This is a genomic window from Streptomyces sp. NPDC006743, assembly GCF_040703815.1.
GTDB lineage: Bacteria > Actinomycetota > Actinomycetes > Streptomycetales > Streptomycetaceae > Streptomyces.
Genome location: NZ_JBEYJA010000011.1, coordinates 140,401 through 157,801, shown reverse-complemented (window position 1 = coordinate 157,801; position 17,401 = coordinate 140,401). Strand labels below are relative to the sequence as shown.

At 71.7% G+C, this 17,401-nt stretch carries 13 protein-coding genes and 2 pseudogenes; 11 read left to right on the top strand and 4 right to left on the bottom strand.

The features are described 5' to 3' along the window. Positions 1–2 precede the first annotated feature (2 nt). Positions 3–1,160, bottom strand: coding sequence for an acyl-CoA dehydrogenase family protein (locus tag ABZ719_RS12840; protein WP_366725215.1), 1,158 nt, complete (start codon positions 1,158–1,160; stop codon positions 3–5). Positions 1,161–1,390: 230 nt separating this feature from the next. After that, positions 1,391–1,999, bottom strand: coding sequence for a TetR/AcrR family transcriptional regulator (locus ABZ719_RS12835; RefSeq protein WP_366725214.1), 609 nt, complete (start codon positions 1,997–1,999; stop codon positions 1,391–1,393). A gap of 97 nt (positions 2,000–2,096) precedes the next feature. On the opposite strand from ABZ719_RS12835, the gene ABZ719_RS12830 reads away from it, so the two are divergent. From ABZ719_RS12830 to ABZ719_RS12810, 5 genes are all read left to right on the top strand, one after another. Then, positions 2,097–3,713 (top strand): carboxyl transferase domain-containing protein, encoded by a 1,617-nt coding sequence (locus tag ABZ719_RS12830; protein WP_366725213.1) that lies wholly within the window; start codon positions 2,097–2,099, stop codon positions 3,711–3,713. 16 nt (positions 3,714–3,729) lie between these two features. Further along, positions 3,730–5,670, top strand: a complete 1,941-nt coding sequence (locus tag ABZ719_RS12825) for an acetyl/propionyl/methylcrotonyl-CoA carboxylase subunit alpha (protein WP_366725212.1) — start codon at positions 3,730–3,732, stop codon at positions 5,668–5,670. Beyond that, positions 5,667–6,608 (top strand): hydroxymethylglutaryl-CoA lyase, encoded by a 942-nt coding sequence (locus ABZ719_RS12820; RefSeq protein WP_366725211.1) that lies wholly within the window; start codon positions 5,667–5,669, stop codon positions 6,606–6,608. Before ABZ719_RS12825 ends, ABZ719_RS12820 begins: the two co-directional genes overlap by 4 nt. Then, the gene (locus ABZ719_RS12815) at positions 6,608–7,768 is read left to right on the top strand and encodes an acyl-CoA dehydrogenase family protein (protein WP_366725210.1); all 1,161 of its coding nucleotides are present in this window, start codon (positions 6,608–6,610) and stop codon (positions 7,766–7,768) included. Before ABZ719_RS12820 ends, ABZ719_RS12815 begins: the two co-directional genes overlap by 1 nt. A 136-nt stretch (positions 7,769–7,904) precedes the next feature. Beyond that, complete coding sequence (locus ABZ719_RS12810) at positions 7,905–9,119, top strand: helix-turn-helix transcriptional regulator (protein WP_366725209.1); 1,215 nt, start codon at positions 7,905–7,907, stop codon at positions 9,117–9,119. A gap of 150 nt (positions 9,120–9,269) precedes the next feature. Here the strand turns inward: ABZ719_RS12810 and ABZ719_RS12805 are convergent. Beyond that, positions 9,270–9,476: pseudogene (locus ABZ719_RS12805) on the bottom strand (ATP-binding protein); the annotation flags it as partial. A gap of 163 nt (positions 9,477–9,639) precedes the next feature. Beyond that, positions 9,640–9,876: pseudogene (locus ABZ719_RS12800) on the bottom strand (short-chain dehydrogenase); the annotation flags it as partial. A 165-nt stretch (positions 9,877–10,041) separates the two neighbouring features. Here ABZ719_RS12800 and ABZ719_RS12795 point away from each other — a divergent pair. The 6 genes from ABZ719_RS12795 to ABZ719_RS12770 all read left to right on the top strand — a co-directional run bounded on the left by ABZ719_RS12795 (position 10,042) and on the right by ABZ719_RS12770 (position 17,335). Next, complete coding sequence (locus tag ABZ719_RS12795; RefSeq protein ID WP_366725208.1) at positions 10,042–11,091, top strand: ABC transporter substrate-binding protein; 1,050 nt, start codon at positions 10,042–10,044, stop codon at positions 11,089–11,091. 56 nt (positions 11,092–11,147) lie between these two features. Next, on the top strand, positions 11,148–12,014 hold the full coding sequence (locus ABZ719_RS12790; protein WP_366725207.1) for a siderophore-interacting protein: 867 nt from the start codon (positions 11,148–11,150) through the stop codon (positions 12,012–12,014). Between the two features lie 285 nt (positions 12,015–12,299). After that, a complete protein-coding gene (locus ABZ719_RS12785; RefSeq protein WP_366725206.1) occupies positions 12,300–13,742 on the top strand; it encodes an aspartate aminotransferase family protein in 1,443 nt (480 codons plus the stop codon). Positions 13,743–13,800: 58 nt separating this feature from the next. Next, the gene (locus ABZ719_RS12780) at positions 13,801–15,048 is read left to right on the top strand and encodes a SidA/IucD/PvdA family monooxygenase (protein WP_366725257.1); all 1,248 of its coding nucleotides are present in this window, start codon (positions 13,801–13,803) and stop codon (positions 15,046–15,048) included. Continuing rightward, positions 15,045–15,569 (top strand): GNAT family N-acetyltransferase, encoded by a 525-nt coding sequence (locus tag ABZ719_RS12775; protein WP_366725205.1) that lies wholly within the window; start codon positions 15,045–15,047, stop codon positions 15,567–15,569. Before ABZ719_RS12780 ends, ABZ719_RS12775 begins: the two co-directional genes overlap by 4 nt. After that, a complete protein-coding gene (locus ABZ719_RS12770) occupies positions 15,566–17,335 on the top strand; it encodes an IucA/IucC family siderophore biosynthesis protein (RefSeq protein WP_366725204.1) in 1,770 nt (589 codons plus the stop codon). The genes ABZ719_RS12775 and ABZ719_RS12770 overlap by 4 nt, the downstream gene beginning before the upstream one ends. Positions 17,336–17,401 lie beyond the last annotated feature (66 nt).

Sequence of the window (17,401 nt, the reverse complement as noted above, 5' to 3'; positions counted from 1 at the left end):
TCCTACAGGCCCATGTTCTTGGCGATGATCGTCTTCATGATCTCGCTGGTGCCGCCGTAGATGCGGTTCACGCGGTTGTCGGCGTACAGACGGGCGATCGGGTACTCGTTCATGTAGCCGTAGCCGCCGTGCAACTGGAGGCAGCGGTCGATGACGCGGTGCGCGACCTCGGTGCAGAACAGCTTGGCGGAGGCGGCCTCGGCGGGGGTCAGCTCGCCGGCGTCCAGGGCCTCGGTGGCGCGGTCGGCGACGGCCTCGGCGGCGTCGACCTCGGCCTGGCAGGCGGCCAGCTCGAACTTGGTGTTCTGGAAGTGGGCGACGGGCTTGCCGAAGACGGTGCGCTCCTGCACGTACTGCTTGGCGAACCGGACGGCGGCCTTGGCCTGCGCGTAGGCGCCGAAGGCGATGCCCCAGCGCTCGGAGGCGAGGTTGTGGCCGAGGTAGGAGAAGCCCTTGTTCTCCTCGCCGAGCAGGTCCTCGACCGGGACCTTGACGTCGACGAAGGCCAGTTCGGCGGTGTCGGAGGTGCGCAGGCCCAGCTTGTCGAGCTTGCGGCCGATGGAGTAGCCCTCGGACTTGGTGTCCACGGCGAACAGGGAGATGCCGTGGCGGCGGTCCTCGGCGGTCGGCGCGGCGGTGCGGGCGCAGACGATGACGCGGTCGGCGTGGACGCCGCCGGTGATGAAGGTCTTGGCGCCGTTGAGGACGTAGTGCGTGCCGTCCTCGGAGAGCTTGGCGGTGGACTTCATGCCCGCGAGGTCGGAACCGGTGCCCGGCTCCGTCATCGCGATGGCCCACATCTCCTCGCCGGTGACGAACTTCGGCAGGTAGCGCTTCTTCTGCTCGTCGGTGGCCAGCATCTTGATGTACGGCAGGGCGAGCAGCACGTGCACGCCGGAGCCGCCGAAGCTGACGCCCGCGCGGGCGGTCTCCTCGTACAGGACGGCCTCGAACTTGTGGCTGTCCAGGCCGGCGCCGCCGAACTCCTCGGGCACGTTGATGCCGAAGATGCCCAGCTCACCGAGCTTGTAGTAGAACTCGCGCGGGGCCTGGCCGGCCGCGAACCATTCGTCGTACACGGGTACGACCTCGGCCTCTATGAAGGCGCGAAGGGTCTCCCGGAACGCCTCGTGATCCTCGTTGAACACCGTACGGCGCACGCCGCCCACCTCCGCGACCTCGACTCTCTAAGCGCTTGCTCATACAAACGTACCGGCGAGTACGGGGCCAGTAAAGAGCGGAGCCGGTAACGCTGGTCACGTGGAGCGCCCTTCAGGGCGCGGGTGTGCCCTTCGCGGGCGGGTGCGCGTGTGCTGTGGCCGGTCGCACAGTTCCCCCACCCGGTGGGCGCCCCGGGGCGCGGGGCGAAGCCCCGCAAGCCCCTCCCCGCTCAGCCCGCCGCAGGCGCCCCCGCCGAGGCGAACGCCCCCCGGGCCATCCGGTGCAGCAGCTCCGCCGTGGCCCCCCGCCCCGGCAGGACCCCGCGGCGCCCCAGGTGGGGCGTCGAGTTCAGCAGCCCGAACACCGAGTGCACCGCCGACCGCGCGGCCGGCTCGGCCAGCTCCGGGTGCACCTGGCGGACCACGTCCACCCACAGTTCGACGTACTGCCGCTGGAGCTGCCGCACGAGCTTGCGGTCGCTGTCCCGCAGGCGGTCCAGCTCGCGGTCGTGCAAGGTGATGAGGGACCGGTCGTCGAGCGCGAAGTCGATGTGCCCCTCGATGAGCGAGTCGAGGACCGCGTCCGGACCCGCCGTCCCGTCCGCCTCCGCCAGGCGCCGCTTCGCCCCGGTCAGCAGCCGGCCGCTGATGCCGACCAGCAGCTCCGCGAGCATGGCGTCCTTGCCGGGGAAGTGCCGGTACAGGCCCGGTCCGCTGATGCCCACGGCGGCGCCTATCTCGTCGACGCCGACGCCGTGGAAGCCGCGTTCGGCGAAGAGCCGCGCGGCTTCCTTGAGGATCTGCTCGCGGCGGGTGGGGGCGTCGGTTCGCATGGCCATGAGAACAATTCTAGACAGCGGCGTTAGCGCTCGTTAACCTGGAGGAAATGGGTTAACGCTCATTAACAGTGGACCACTGGGTGAGGGGACCGCGAGGATGCAGGAGGCACCGGAGCTGACGAGCGCGGCCGATCCCGCGTCGGAGGCCTGGAGGGCCAACGAACAGGCGCACCGGGCGCTCGTCGAGGAACTGCGCGGCAAGCTGGCCGCCGCCCGGCTCGGCGGCGGCGAGCGGGCACGGGCCCGCCACACCGCGCGCGGGAAGCTGCTGCCGCGCGAGCGCGTGGACGCCCTTCTCGACGCGGGCTCGCCGTTCCTGGAGCTGGCCCCGCTGGCCGCCGAGGGGATGTACGACGGGCAGGCCCCGGCCGCCGGGGTGATCGCGGGGATCGGGCGGGTGAGCGGGCGCGAGTGCGTGATCGTCGCCAACGACGCCACCGTCAAGGGCGGCACGTACTACCCGATGACGGTGAAGAAGCACTTGAGGGCCCAGGAGGTGGCCCTGGAGAACCGGCTGCCGTGCCTGTACCTGGTCGACTCGGGCGGCGCGTTCCTGCCGATGCAGGACGAGGTCTTCCCCGACCGGGAGCACTTCGGCCGGATCTTCTACAACCAGGCCCGCATGTCCGGCGCCGGGATCCCGCAGATCGCCGCGGTGCTCGGCTCGTGCACGGCGGGCGGGGCGTACGTCCCGGCGATGAGCGACGAGGCGGTGATCGTCCGGGGCCAGGGCACCATCTTCCTGGGCGGTCCGCCGCTGGTGAAGGCGGCCACCGGGGAGGTCGTGACCGCCGAGGAGCTGGGCGGCGGCGAGGTGCACTCCCGCACCTCCGGCGTCACCGACCACCTCGCCGAGGACGACGCGCACGCGCTGCGGATCGTGCGCACCATCGTCTCCACCCTCCCCGCGCGCGGGACCCTGCCCTGGGACGTCACCGCGGCCGTGGAACCGAAGGTCGACCCCTACGGGCTGTACGGCGCGGTGCCGGTGGACTCCCGCACCCCCTACGACGTGCGGGAGATCATCGCGCGCGTGGTGGACGGCTCCCGCTTCGCCGAGTTCAAGGCGGAGTTCGGGCAGACCCTGGTCACCGGCTTCGCCCGGATCCACGGCCACCCGGTGGGGATCGTCGGCAACAACGGCATCCTGTTCTCCGAGTCCGCCCAGAAGGGCGCCCACTTCATCGAGCTGTGCGACCAGCGCGGCATCCCGCTGCTGTTCCTGCAGAACATCTCCGGCTTCATGGTGGGCCGGGACTACGAGGCGGGCGGCATCGCCAAGCACGGCGCGAAGATGGTCACGGCGGTGGCCTGCACGCGCGTGCCCAAGCTGACGGTCGTCGTCGGCGGCTCCTACGGCGCGGGCAACTACTCGATGTGCGGCCGGGCCTACTCCCCCCGCTTCCTGTGGATGTGGCCCAACGCGAAGATCTCCGTCATGGGCGGCGAGCAGGCCGCCTCCGTGCTCGCCACGGTCAAGCGCGACCAGCTCGAGGCGCGCGGCGAGGAGTGGTCCGTGGAGGACGAGGAGTCCTTCAAGGCTCCGGTCCGCGCGCAGTACGAGCGCCAGGGCAGCGCCTACTACGCCACCGCGCGGCTGTGGGACGACGGGGTGATCGATCCGCTGGAGACCCGGCAGGTGCTGGGCCTGGCCCTGACCGCGTGCGCCAACGCTCCGCTGGGCGACCCCCAGTTCGGCGTTTTCCGGATGTGAGGGGGACTTCGTAAACATGTTCGACACAGTTCTGGTGGCCAACCGCGGCGAGATCGCCGTCCGGGTCATCCGCACCCTGCGGGCGCTGGGCGTGCGCTCGGTGGCGGTCTTCTCCGACGCCGACGCGGACGCCCGCCACGTCCGGGAGGCCGACGCGGCGGTACGGATCGGCCCGGCGCCCGCGGCCGAGAGCTACCTGTCCATCGACCGGCTGCTGGAGGCCGCCGCCCGCACCGGCGCGCAGGCCGTCCACCCCGGGTACGGCTTCCTCGCCGAGAACGCGGACTTCGCACGCGCCTGCGAGGGGGCCGGCCTGGTCTTCATCGGCCCGCCGGCGGACGCGATCGCCCTCATGGGCGACAAGATCCGCGCCAAGGAGACGGTTGCGGCGGCCGGGGTGCCGGTCGTCCCCGGCTCCAGCGGCTCCGGCCTGAGCGACGAGCAGCTCGCCGAGGCCGCCCGCGCCATCGGCATGCCGGTGCTGCTCAAGCCGTCGGCGGGCGGCGGCGGCAAGGGCATGCGGCTGGTGCGCGCCCCGGAGGCGCTCGCGGACGAGATCGCCGCCGCCCGCCGCGAGGCCCGCGCCTCCTTCGGCGACGACACCCTGCTGGTCGAGCGCTGGGTGGACACCCCCCGGCACATCGAGATCCAGGTCCTGGCCGACGGCCACGGCCACGTGATCCACCTGGGCGAGCGCGAGTGCTCCCTGCAGCGCCGCCACCAGAAGATCATCGAGGAGGCGCCCAGCGTGCTCCTCGACGAGGGGATCCGGGCCGCGATGGGCGAGGCCGCGGTGCAGGCGGCCCGCTCCTGCGGCTACCGGGGCGCGGGCACGGTGGAGTTCATCGTCCCCGGCGGCGACCCGTCGTCGTACTACTTCATGGAGATGAACACCCGCCTCCAGGTGGAGCACCCGGTCACCGAACTGGTCACCGGCCTCGACCTGGTGGAGTGGCAGCTGCGGGTCGCGGCCGGCGAGCACCTGCCGTACGCGCAGGAGGACGTCACCCTCACCGGTCACGCGGTGGAGGCCCGGCTGTGCGCGGAGGACCCCGCGCGCGGGTTCCTGCCCTCCGGCGGCACCGTGCTCAGGCTGCGCGAGCCGCAGGGCGAGGGGGTGCGCACCGACTCCGGTCTCACCGAGGGCACCGAGATCGGCAGCCTCTACGACCCGATGCTCTCCAAGGTCATCGCCTACGGCCCCGACCGCGCGACCGCGCTGCGCAAGCTGCGCGCGGCCCTCGCCGGGACGGTCACGCTGGGCGTGCAGACCAACGCCGGGTTCCTGCGCCGGCTGCTGGCCCATCCGGCGGTCGTGGCGGGTGACCTGGACACCGGTCTGGTCGAGCGGGTGGTGGACGAGCTGGTCCCCGCCGACGTTCCGGAGGAGGTCTACGAGGCCGCGGCGGCCCTCCGCCTGGACGCGCTGCGCCCGAAGGCGGAGGGCTGGACCGATCCGTTCTCCGTGCCGAGCGGCTGGCGGCTGGGCGGCGAGCCGAGGCCGGTGGCCTTCCCGCTGCGGGTGACCGACCCCGTGGAGTACACCCCGCGCGGCACGCACACCGTCACCGAGGACACGGTCTCCGTCACCCTCGACGGCGTCCGCCACACCTTCCACCGCGCCGCCGACTGGCTGGGCCGCGACGGCGACGCCTGGCACGTGCGCGACCACGACCCGGTGGCCGCCTCCCTCACCCGGTCGGCCCACTCCGGCGCGGACTCGCTCACCGCCCCCATGCCCGGCACGGTCACGGTGGTGAAGGTCGCCGTCGGCGACGAGGTGAGCGCGGGCGAGAGCCTGCTGGTGGTCGAGGCGATGAAGATGGAACACGTCATCTCCGCCCCGCACGCCGGCACGGTCACCGAGCTGGACGTCACCCCCGGCACGACGGTCGCCATGGACCAGGTCCTCGCGGTCGTCGCACCGCACGACGAGGAAGGAACGGCGCGGCCATGACCCCCGAAGCCCTGCCCATGACCGTCCCCGCCCCCGACCTGCCCGCCCGGGTCCGGATCCACGAGGTCGGCCCGCGCGACGGCCTGCAGAACGAGAAGGCGACGGTCCCGACCGAGATCAAGGCGAAGTTCATCCGCCGCCTGGCCGAGGCGGGCCTGACGACCATCGAGGCCACCAGCTTCGTCCACCCCAAGTGGGTGCCGCAGCTCGCCGACGCGGAAGACCTGTTCCCCCTCGTCAGCGACCTCCCGGTGGACCTCCCGGTCCTCGTGCCGAACGAGCGCGGCCTGGACCGCGCCCTGGCCCGGCACGCCGACCGCGTCGCCGTCTTCGCCAGCGCCACCGAGTCCTTCGCCAAGGCCAACCTCAACCGGACGGTCGACGAGGCCCTGGCCATGTTCGAGCCCGTGGTGCGGCGCGCCAAGGACGCGGGCGCGCACGTGCGCGGCTACCTGTCGATGTGCTTCGGCGACCCGTGGGAGGGCGCGGTCCCCGTCCACCAGGTGGTCCGGGTCTGCCGCGCCCTGCTGGACATGGGCTGCGACGAGCTGAGCCTCGGCGACACGATCGGCGTCGCCACCCCCGGGCACGTCCTGGAGCTGCTGTCCGCGCTCAGCGAGCAGCGGGTGCCGGTCTCGGCGCTCGGCGTGCACTTCCACGACACCTACGGCCAGGCGCTCGCCAACACCCTGGCCGCCCTCCAGCACGGCGTCACCACCGTCGACGCCTCCGCGGGCGGCCTGGGCGGCTGCCCCTACGCCCGGTCCGCCACCGGCAACCTCGCCACCGAGGACCTGGTGTGGATGCTGCGGGGCCTCGGCATCGACACCGGAGTGGACCTCGGCCGCCTCGTCGCCACGAGCGAGTGGATGGCCGCGCACCTGGGCCGCCCCAGCCCCTCCCGAACCCTCCGCGCCCTCTCCCACAAGGAGCAGTGATGAACCACCGTCTGACCCCCGAACTGGAGGAACTCCGCCGCACGGTGGAGGAGTTCGCGCACGACGTCGTGGCGCCGAAGATCGGCGACTTCTACGAGCGGCACGAGTTCCCGTACGAGATCGTGCGCGAGATGGGCCGCATGGGCCTGTTCGGGCTGCCGTTCCCCGAGGAGTACGGCGGCATGGGCGGCGACTACCTGGCGCTCGGCATCGCCCTGGAGGAGCTGGCACGGGTGGACTCCTCGGTCGCCATCACCCTGGAGGCCGGCGTCTCCCTGGGCGCCATGCCGCTGCACCTGTTCGGTACCGAGGAGCAGAAGCGCGAGTGGCTGCCCCGTCTGTGCGCGGGCGAGATCCTGGGCGCCTTCGGCCTGACGGAGCCGGACGGCGGCTCGGACGCGGGCGCGACCCGGACGACGGCCCGCCTGGACGCGGCCACCGGCGAGTGGGTGATCAACGGCAGCAAGTGCTTCATCACCAACTCGGGCACGGACATCACCGGCCTGGTGACGGTCACGGCGGTGACCGGCCACAAGCCCGACGGCAAGCCGCTCATCTCCGCGATCATCGTCCCGTCCGGCACGCCCGGCTTCACCGTCGCCCCCGCCTACTCCAAGGTCGGCTGGAACGCCTCGGACACCCGCGAGCTGTCCTTCCAGGACGTCCGGGTCCCGGCCGCCAACCTGCTCGGCCAGGAGGGCCGCGGCTACGCGCAGTTCCTGCGCATCCTCGACGAGGGCCGCATCGCCATCGCGGCGCTGGCGACCGGTCTGGCCCAGGGCTGCGTGGACGAGTCGGTGAAGTACGCCAGGGAACGCCACTCCTTCGGCCGCCCGATCGGCGCCAACCAGGCGATCCAGTTCAAGATCGCCGACATGGAGATGAAGGCCCACACCTCGCGCCTGGCGTGGCGGGACGCGGCCTACCGCCTGGTCGCGGGCGAGCCCTTCAAGAAGGAGGCGGCCCTGGCCAAGCTGTACTCCTCCACGATCGCCGTCGACAACGCCCGCGACGCCACGCAGATCCACGGCGGCTACGGCTTCATGAACGAGTACCCGGTCGCCCGCATGTGGCGCGACTCCAAGATCCTGGAGATCGGCGAGGGCACGAGCGAGGTCCAGCGCATGCTGATCGCCCGGGAGCTGGGGCTGACGAGCTGAGGCGGTGCCGCCCCTGACCGGCCCGGCGGACGATGCGCACCGGGCCCGTCAGGGCGTTCACGCCCGCCATGACGAGAAGCAGGCGAGAGCGGACGAGAGCCCGCTCCCCCCGTCATGGCGGGCGTACCGTGGCGGCGTGGCGAACGAGGAGCTGGGACGGACCCTGCGCCGCTTGCGGGAACTGGCCTCCCTGACTCAAGAAGAACTGGCCGAGCGCTCCGGTGTGTCCGTCGATGTGATCCGCCATCTGGAACAGGGGCGGAAACACTCGGCACGTCTTCCCACGCTGCACGCGCTGGCGAACGGTCTCGGCGTGGAGCTGACCACGCTCCTGGGTGATCCGCCTGCGGTCTCCTCCACAGGGGAGAACGACGGACCGCGCTTCGTCGCCGTGCGGCGGGCCATCATGCCGGCGCTGTGGGGTGCGGAGCCCGTGCCGCCGGGGCCCGACTTCTCGCCGGGCCGCCTGCGTGAGCAGATCGCGGACGGCTGGACGCAGTACCACTCCGCCGAGTTCGACGCGGTGATGAAGGCACTGCCGGACCTGATCTCGGATGCGCGCGCCGCCACGGCCTCGGACAGCGAGGACGACCGCAGGGCCGGTTTCGCAGCCCTGGCAAAGGCACTTCAGCTCGCCGGGCACGTCGCCGTGCGGATGGGGAAGACGGACCTCGCCCTCATCAGCCTGGAACGCGCCATAGACGCCGCGGGACAGTCCTGCGATCCGCTGCTCGTGCCGGTGATCGTCAACTCCACGGCATGGACCTACCAGCGGCAGGGACGCCTGGAGGACGCGTTGGGCATCGCGCTCCGTACCGCCGACGACATGGCGGGCGCGGGCCGGACCGACACGGCCGACGGCCTCAAGGTCTGGGGCGCGCTGACCATGAGCGCCGCCACCTCGGCGGCACGGAGCGGCGACTACGAGCGCGCCGCGGCGATGATGGAGACGGCCGAGAAGGAAGCCGCCCGTGTCGCAAAACTGCCCGACGTCGGAGACAACCGCATGGTCAGCGTCTTCAGCCCGTCGTCGGTCCGCATCGAGCGCGTACGGCTCGCCGTCCAGTACGGACACCCGCAGGACGCCTTGGCACTGGCCAAAGGAATGCGGCTGAGCAAGGACACGCCGCCTTCCTGGCGGACGTGGCTCCTGTTGGACGTGGCACGAGCCCATACGGACACCGGTGACGCGGCCGGTGCGGTGAAAACCCTGGAGTCCCTGCGTCGTGTGGCGCCCACGTGGATGCAGCACCACACGTTGGCCGTGGCCATCGTGCGTGATCTGTGGGCGCTCCCCAACCATCCACCGGGTCTGCGGCCGTTGGCGGAGTTCCTGGGGGTCGGCGAATAGCGTGCGGAAAGTGGGACGTTGCGTCCCTGCCGATGCTCCTGGCGTAACGCTTTCATGAGCGGACAGCGCCCCGGCGGCCGTGTGACCGGCCCCGGGGCTCGGCCGATCTGAGAGAGCAGACCGACATGCCGCGACCTACAACCCGGGCCGGACCCGGGTGGACTCCCGCCGGGCATGCTGGACTGCGTTGGTCACCAACTCGGAGACGACCAGGGCCCCCTCGTCGACCAAGTCGTCCAGGCCCCAGGCGGCCAGCGCGTCACGCACCAGACGCCGGGCGGTCGCGGCGCTCTCGGGCGCGCACGGCAGGGTCTGGTTGTACCCCGGGTGCCCGGTGGACGTACGCGGCGGTACCACGTGGGTGCTGCGGCCGGAATACGGGCCGGACCGGTGGACCTCGCGACGACGGGACCGGCTGCGGGTGGTCAAGACCCGTGAAGAGAGACTGCGGGAGCGGGGCGCCTGAAGGCAGAAGCCCCGGCCGGTGAACACCACCGGCCGGGGCTTCTGCGATGGCGGCCTATGCGACGGCCGGCAAGGCGAATCGCACCCCCGTCAGCTGTTCCGACAGGTCCCCCAGGCGGCGGCCGGTCGCCGGGACGGTGGCGGACGGGGACAGGGACACCCGCGTCGGCGCGCCGCGCAGTTCTCCGGGGCCGTCCGGGCCGACGAACTCGCCGCCGGTCACGTCCGGGGCGGTCGCCGCGTACAACTGCGGCAGGGCGCCCCGATCGGCGGGCTGGGCGAGCGGGCGCAGCTCGACGGGGCGTTCGCCGTGGTCGCGCCCGCGCTGGATGCCGCAGTCACTCTCGCCCCGGACACCCCGGTCGCGCCCCGCCCCCTGGACAGCGACTGAGGTTAGGCTAACCTACCTTCGAACCTGTCCGGCGGTGCTCCGCCCCGTTCGAAAGCAGCCATACCCATGTCCAACGCCCGTGCCACCACCCTCTCCCGCCGCGGCATCCTGGCCGCGGGCGGCGCCCTCGGTCTCGGGGCCGCGCTCGCGGCCTGCGGCACCGACGACGGGAAAAGCGGGGGGTCGGGCAGCGGCGCGGCGGGGGCGAAGTCCGGGCCGTGGACGTTCGAGGACGACCGCGGGCAGACGGTCAAGGCCGGCAGGACACCCTCGGCCATCGTCGCGTTCGTCGGCGTCGCCGCCGCCCTCCACGACTACGGCGTCCCGGTCAAGGGCGTCTTCGGTCCGACGACCACCAAGGACGGCAAGCCCGACGTGCAGGCCGGCGACCTGGACGTCACCAAGGTGGTGAGCCTCGGCAACGAGTGGGGCCAGTTCAACATCGAGAAGTACGCGGCCCTCGCCCCCGACCTCCTCGTCTCCACGATGTTCGACGCCGCCGGCACCCTCTGGTACGTCCCGGAGGAGCAGAAGAAGAAGATCCTCGGCGTGGGCGCCCCCACCGTCGGCATCTCCGTCTACGACCGGCAGCTGACCCGGCCGCTGGAGCGCATGCTCGCGCTCGCCAGGTCGCTCGGCGGCGACGTGACCGGCGACAAGGTCACGCAGGCCAAGAAGCGCTTCGAGGACGCCGCCGCCCGGCTGCGCGCCGCCGCCAAGGCCAAGCCGGAGATCAAGGTGATGGTCGGCTCCGCCAGCCAGGACCTGTTCTACGTCTCCGGCACCAACCTCTCCATCGACCTGGAGTACTTCAAGGCCCTCGGTGTGAACTTCGTCGAGCCCCCGGAGAGCGCCAAGAAGCAGGGCGGCGGCTGGTACGAGTCGCTGAGCTGGGAGAACATCGACAAGTACCCGGCCGACATCATCATGATGGACAACCGCACCTCGGCCATCCAGCCGGCCGCGATCACCCAGGCCACCTGGAAGAAGCTGCCCGCCGTCAAGGCCGGCCAGGTCATCGCGCGCAACCCCGAGCCGATCCTGTCCTACGACAAGTGCGTGCCGCTCCTCGACGACCTGGCGAAGGCCATCGAGACGGCGAAGAAGGTCTCCTGACCCCAGGCCCCTTCACCACCCCCTGACGGCGAACCGACGACGACGCAGGAGCACTCATGACGACGGCCGTGGCCGCCCCGTTCCGGTTCTTCTCCCTCCAGGTCACCGGCACGAGGCGGCTCGGTCCGTCGCTCGTCCGGATCGGCTTCGCCGGTCCCGGCCTGCACGCCTTCGCCTCCCACGGACGCGACCAGTCCCTCTCCCTGTTCCTGCCGCACCCCGGCCAGGACGAGCCCGCCGTGCCGCTGGAGCTGGGCGAGGGCTGGTGGCAGGGCTGGCGCGAACTGCCCGACGATGTACGGGCGGTGATGCGCTCGTACACCCTGCGCGCGCTGCACCGGGACGCCGTCGGCCGGCCCACCGGCATCGACATCGACTTCGCCCTGCACGGCATGGATCCCGGCGCCCCCTCCCCCGCGGGGCCCGCCTCCCGCTGGGCCGCCCGCGCCCGGCCCGGTGACCGCGTCCTGCTGCTCGGCCCGGCCGTCGCGGACAACCGGGCGATCCGCTTCCGCCCGCCCGAGGACACCGACCTGGTGGTGATGTGGGGCGACGAGACGGCCGTACCGGCCGCGACCGCGATCCTGGAGTCCCTCCCGGCCGGCACCCGGGTACGCGCCTGGCTGGAGGTGCGCCACGCCGGGGACGTCCAGGACGTGGCGTGCGCCGCCGACGCCGAGATCACCTGGCTGGTGAACGACGGCAGCGGCGCCGAGGGCTCCCCCATGGCCCTCGGCGCGCTGCGCGCCGCCCGCCTCCCCGCGGCCGAACGCCCCTACGTCTGGCTCGCCGGCGAGTCCGGCTGCGTGCGGGCGCTGCGCCGGCACTGCGTCGGCGAGCGCGGGATCGACAAGCGGCGCGTCACCTTCGTCGGCTACTGGCGGCGCGGTCTGACGGAGGAGCAGTTGCGCGCCCAGGAGTAAGAGCTGCGGACAGAAGCGGGTTCCGATCAGCGGGCGGTGTCCGGTGCGTGCGATCGCAAGGCGCCGGAAGGTCCTTCCGCCGGGGCCCGCTTCTGTCCGCGGCTCTGAGACCGGTCGCCGCGCGCGGCGCACCGGCTCGCGCTGACACGGCACAGCAGTGACGCCGGTCACGCAGGGGCGGAGTTTGAGCGATACAAAGTTAGGTTAGGCTTACCTAAGTTGATCGTGAGGCTCCGCCCTTCGTCACGTCCTGCCCCGGACCGTCCCCACCCCCGGAGGACCCCCATGCGCTCGCACCTGCTCAATGACCTCACCGCGGAGCACTACCGCCGTTCCGTGACCGAAGGAGTCGAGCGGGTGGCCGCCCGGATCGCCGCCACCGACCGTCCGTTCACCGGTGTCACCCCCGGCGCCCTGGCCCCCCGCGTCGACGGCATCGACCTCGACCGGCCGCTGGGCGACACCGCCGCCGTCCTCGACGAACTCGACGAGGTCTACCTGCGGGACGCGGTCTACTTCCACCACCCCCGCTACGTCGCCCACCTCAACTGCCCGGTCGTCATCCCGGCGGTGCTCGGCGAGGCGGTCCTGTCCGCCGTCAACTCCTCCCTGGACACCTGGGACCAGTCGGCCGGCGCCACCCTCATCGAGCGCAAGCTCGTCGGCTGGACGGCCACCCGGATCGGCCTGGGTCCCGCCGCCGACGGCGTGTTCACCTCCGGCGGCTCCCAGTCCAACCTCCAGGCGCTGCTGCTGGCCCGCGAGGAGGCCAAGACCGACGACCCGGCCCGGCTGCGCGTCCTCGCCTCCGAGGCAGGCCACTTCAGCGTCCAGAAATCGGCGAAACTGCTCGGCCTCGGCCCCGACGCGGTGATCCCCGTCCCCGTCGACCGCGACAAGCGGATGCGGACGGTCGCGCTCGCCCGTGAACTGGAGCGCTGCCGCGCCGAGGGCCTGGTGCCCATGGCCGTGGTCGCCACCGCCGGCACCACCGACTACGGCTCCATCGACCCGCTGCCCGAGACCGCCGAGCTGTGCGCGCGCTACGGCACCTGGCTGCACGTGGACGCCGCCTACGGCTGCGGCCTGCTGGTCTCCCCCACCCGGCGCCACCTGCTCGCCGGCATCGAGCGCGCCGACTCGGTCACCGTCGACTTCCACAAGTCCTTCTTCCAGCCGGTGAGTTCGTCGGCCCTGCTGGTCCGTGACGCGGCGACCCTGCGGCACGCCACCTTCCACGCCGACTACCTCAACCCCCGCCGCGCTCTCGCCGAACGCATCCCCAACCAGGTCGACAAGTCCCTGCAGACCACCCGCCGCTTCGACGCGCTCAAGCTGTGGACGACGCTGCGCGTGATGGGCGCCGACGGCGTCGGCCGGCTCTTCGACGAGGTCTGCGACCTGGCCGCCGAGGGCTGGCGGATGCTCACCGCGGACCCCCGCTACGAGGTCGTCGTCGAACCGGCGCTGTCCACCCTGGTCTTCCGCTACGTCCCCGCCGCCGTCACCGACCCGGCCGCCGTCGACCGCGCCAACCTGCACGCCCGCAAGGCGCTGTTCGCCTCCGGCGAGGCCGTGGTCGCGGGCACCAAGGCGGGCGGCCGCCACTACCTGAAGTTCACCCTGCTCAACCCGGAGACGACGAGGGACGACCTCGCCGCCGTCCTCGACCTGATCGCCGGCCACGCCGAGCAGTACCTGGGGGAGTCCCTTGACCGCGCGTCCTGAAGCCGCACCCGCCGCCACGACCGGCACGTCCGCCACGACCACCACGGTCCACGACTTCGTGGGGATCGGGCTCGGCCCCTTCAACCTCGGCCTCGCCTGCCTCACCGAGCCGATCGACGGGCTCGACGGGGTCTTCCTGGAGTCCAAGCCCGACTTCAGCTGGCACCCGGGCATGTTCCTGGACGGCGCCCACCTGCAGACCCCGTTCATGTCGGACCTGGTCACCCTGGCCGACCCCACGTCCCCGTACTCCTTCCTCAACTACCTGAAGGAGAAGGGACGGCTGTACTCCTTCTACATCCGGGAGAACTTCTACCCGCTGCGCGTCGAGTACGACGACTACTGCCGCTGGGCGGCGAACCGGCTGAGCAGCGTCCGCTTCGGCACGACGGTCACCGAGGTGACGTACGAGGAGGACGACGGGCTCTACACGGTCCGGACGGACACCGGGGCCGCGTACCGGGCGCCCCGGCTGGTCCTCGGCACCGGCACCCCGCCGCACCTGCCCGACGCCTGCCGGGGCCTCGGCGGCGACTTCCTGCACAACTCCCGCTACCTGGAGCACAAGGCGGACCTCCAGCGCAAGAAGTCGATCACGCTGGTCGGCAGCGGCCAGTCCGCCGCCGAGATCTACCTCGACCTGCTCGGCGAGATCGACGTCCACGGCTACCGGCTGAACTGGGTGACCCGCTCCCCGCGCTTCTTCCCCCTCGAATACACCAAGCTCACCCTGGAGATGACCTCACCGGAGTACGTCGACTACTACCACGCGCTGCCCGAAGCCACCCGCTACCGCCTCACCGAGCAGCACAAGGGCCTGTTCAAGGGCATCGACGGCGACCTGATCGACGAGATCTTCGACCTGCTCTACCGGAAGAACCTCAGCGGCCCCGTCCCCACCCGCCTGCTCACCAACTGCGCCCTGCACAGCGCCTCCTACGACCCGGACAGCGGCTCCTACACCCTCGGCTTCCGCCAGGAGGAGCAGGGCAAGGAATTCGAGCTGCGCAGCGAGGGCCTGGTCCTGGCCACCGGCTACCGCTACACCGAACCGGAGTTCCTCGCGCCCGTCCGCCACCGGCTGCGCCGCGACACGCGCGGCAACCACGCCATCGGCCGCAACTACGCCATCGACGTGACCGGCCGGGGCGTCTTCCTCCAGAACGCGGGCGTGCACGCCCACAGCATCACCAGCCCCGACCTGGGCATGGGTGCCTACCGCAACAGCTGCATCATCCGCGAGCTGCTCGGCACCGAGTACTACCCCGTCGAGAAGTCGATCGCATTCCAGGAGTTCGCCGTATGACCTTCACGATCCGCCCGCTCGACCCGCTGAAGGACGCCGAGCTGCTGCACGGCTGGGTCACCCACCCCAAGGCGGTGTTCTGGATGATGCAGGACGCGAGGCTCCAGGACGTCGAACGCGCCTACATGGAGATCGCGGCCGACGAGCACCACGACGCCTTCCTCGGCCTCCACGACGGCGAACCCGTCTTCCTGATGGAGCGGTACGACCCCGCCCGCCGCGAGCTGACCGGGCTGTACGAGGCCGAGCCGGGCGACGTCGGCATGCACTTCCTGGTCGCCCCCACCGGCACACCCGTGCACGGCTTCACCCGGGCCGTGATCACCGCCGTGCTGCGGTACCTGTTCGAGGACCCGGCCGTCCGGCGGATCGTGGTCGAGCCGGACATACGCAACACCGCCGTGCACGCCCTGAACGAGGCCGTCGGGTTCGTCCCGGAACGGGAGATCCGCAAACCGGAGAAGAAGGCGCTGCTGAGCTTCTGCACCCGCGAGCGGTTCGAGAAGGCGGTGGCCGCGTGAGCCTCGCCGACGCCGTCTCCCACCTCTCCCCCGCGCGCTGGGAACGGGCCAACCGCCTGCTGATCCGCAAGGCGCTCGCCGAGTTCGCCCACGAGCGGCTGATCGCGCCCGAGCCGGACGGCGACGGCTACGCGGTGCGCAGCGACGACGGGCTGACCCGCTACCGCTTCACGGCCACCCGCCGCGCCCTGGACCACTGGCAGGTCGACCCGGACTCCCTCACCCGCCACCGCGACGGCACGGAGGTACCGCTCGCGGCGCTGGACTTCTTCGTCGAGCTGAGGGAGACCCTCGGCCTGAGCGAGGACATCCTGCCGGTCTACCTGGAGGAGATCTCCTCCACCCTCTCCAGCACCTGCTACAAGCTCACCAAGCCCCAGGTCACCTCCGCCGAACTGGCGAAGGGCTCCTTCCAGGACATCGAGACCGGCATGACCGAGGGCCACCCGTGCTTCGTGGCCAACAACGGACGGCTCGGCTTCGGCGTGCACGAGTACCTGTCCTACGCGCCCGAGACCGCGAGCCCGCTGCGGCTGGTGTGGCTGGCCGCGCACCGCTCACGGGCGGCGTTCACCGCCGGCGCCGGCATCGAGTACGAGACGTTCCTGCGCGCGGAACTGGGCGAGGAGACGATCCGTCGCTTCCACGGCGTGCTCACCTCCCAGGGCCTGGACCCCGCCGACTACCTCTTCCTCCCCGTCCACCCCTGGCAGTGGTGGAACAAACTGTCCGTCACCTTCGCCGCCGAGATCGCCCGCCGCCACCTGGTGTGCCTGGGCGAGGGCGACGACGAGTACCTGGCCCAGCAGTCCGTGCGGACCTTCTTCAACGCCTCCCACCCCGAGAAGCACTATGTGAAGACGGCCCTGTCCGTCCTCAACATGGGCTTCATGCGCGGCCTGTCCGCCGCATACATGGAGGCCACCCCGGCCATCAACGACTGGCTGGCCCGGCTGATCGAGGGCGACCCGGTCCTGAAGGACACGGGCCTGAGCATCATCCGGGAGCGGGCGGCGGCCGGCTACCGGCACCTGGAGTACGAGGCCGCCACGGACCGCCACTCGCCGTACCGCAAGATGCTGGCCGCGCTGTGGCGGGAGAGCCCGGTGCCCTCGCTGCGCGGCGGGGAGTCCCTGGCGACGATGGCCTCGCTGCTGCACGTCGACCACGAGGGCGCCTCCTTCGCGGGCGCGCTGATCGCCCGCTCAGGGCTGCCGCCCCGGCAGTGGCTGCGCGCCTACCTGCGCGCCTACCTGGTGCCGCTGCTGCACAGCTTCTACGCCTACGACCTGGTGTTCATGCCGCACGGCGAGAACGTGATCCTGGTCCTGGAGGACGGTGCGGTGCGCCGGGCGGTGTTCAAGGACATCGCCGAGGAGATCGCGGTGATGGACCCGGACGCGGTGCTGCCGCCCGAGGTGCGCCGGATCCGGGTGGAGGTCCCGGAGGACCACAAGCTGCTGTCCCTCTTCACCGACGTCTTCGACTGCTTCTTCCGCTTCCTGGCGGCGATCCTGGCCGAGGAGGGCGTGCTGGAGGAGGACGGTTTCTGGGCGACGGTCGCCGAGGTCGTGCGCGCCTACCAGGAGTCGGTGCCCTCCCTCGCCGACCGGTTTTGCCGGTACGACCTGTTCGCCCCCGAGTTCGCGCTGTCCTGCCTCAACCGGCTCCAGTTGCGCAACAACCGGCAGATGGTGGACCTCGCCGACCCGTCGGGCGCCCTGCAGCTGGCGGGCACCCTGCGCAACCCCCTGGCCGGGCTGTAGAGCGGCCCCGAAGACGTGCGGGCGCCCCGGAGTACGGTCCTCCGGGGCGCCCGCCGGCCCGTCCGT

Excerpts from the sequence above, each read along its gene's own strand:
- ABZ719_RS12835 (WP_366725214.1), bottom strand. The coding sequence starts at position 1,999 with ATGGCCATGCGAACCGACGCCCCCACCCGCCGCGAGCAGATCCTCAAG.
- ABZ719_RS12830 (WP_366725213.1), top strand. The coding sequence starts at position 2,097 with ATGCAGGAGGCACCGGAGCTGACGAGCGCGGCCGATCCCGCGTCGGAG.
- ABZ719_RS12825 (WP_366725212.1), top strand. The coding sequence starts at position 3,730 with ATGTTCGACACAGTTCTGGTGGCCAACCGCGGCGAGATCGCCGTCCGG.
- ABZ719_RS12820 (WP_366725211.1), top strand. The coding sequence starts at position 5,667 with ATGACCCCCGAAGCCCTGCCCATGACCGTCCCCGCCCCCGACCTGCCC.
- ABZ719_RS12815 (WP_366725210.1), top strand. The coding sequence starts at position 6,608 with ATGAACCACCGTCTGACCCCCGAACTGGAGGAACTCCGCCGCACGGTG.
- ABZ719_RS12795 (WP_366725208.1), top strand. The coding sequence starts at position 10,042 with ATGTCCAACGCCCGTGCCACCACCCTCTCCCGCCGCGGCATCCTGGCC.
- ABZ719_RS12790 (WP_366725207.1), top strand. The coding sequence starts at position 11,148 with ATGACGACGGCCGTGGCCGCCCCGTTCCGGTTCTTCTCCCTCCAGGTC.
- ABZ719_RS12785 (WP_366725206.1), top strand. The coding sequence starts at position 12,300 with ATGCGCTCGCACCTGCTCAATGACCTCACCGCGGAGCACTACCGCCGT.
- ABZ719_RS12775 (WP_366725205.1), top strand. The coding sequence starts at position 15,045 with ATGACCTTCACGATCCGCCCGCTCGACCCGCTGAAGGACGCCGAGCTG.